1 protein-coding gene is annotated in these 332 nt (G+C 63.9%); it reads right to left on the bottom strand.

The features are described from left to right. A partial coding sequence (locus E0L16_RS21965; RefSeq protein WP_242672243.1) for a contractile injection system protein, VgrG/Pvc8 family occupies window positions 1-320 on the bottom strand: 320 nt, incomplete at its 3' end. Window positions 321-332: the final 12 nt, after the last annotated feature.

Genomic DNA, 332 nt, shown 5'->3' with positions numbered 1-332 from the left:
CGCAGGTTACGGTCGCGCTTCATCGGCCACAGGTCCGGCTCCACCGTCAGCTGGTACACCGCGTAGCGGGTGCCCGTCAGCTCAACGGCGCTCACCGCCACACGGGTAATCTTGCCGTTGATGTAGCGGGGAGTGAGCAGGCTCTGCGTGGGGATGGTCACCGTGACTGGCTGGCCCAGCAGCTTGCTGCGGTCGATGCGCGCATCCGTGCCGAGCAGAGTCAGCGTCAGCGCGTACGACTCGGACATCGCCTCGCGGCCGGAGAGTTTCCAGAAAAGCAGCCCCTCGACCGGGAGCTGGACGGTAATTCGGTTGAGCATAATCTTTATTCC

Source organism: Enterobacter quasihormaechei (assembly GCF_004331385.1).
In the GTDB taxonomy this organism is placed as follows: Bacteria; Pseudomonadota; Gammaproteobacteria; order Enterobacterales; family Enterobacteriaceae; genus Enterobacter; species Enterobacter quasihormaechei.
The sequence above is the reverse complement of the archived record's forward strand: the minus strand, read 5'-3'. Positions and strand labels throughout refer to the sequence as shown.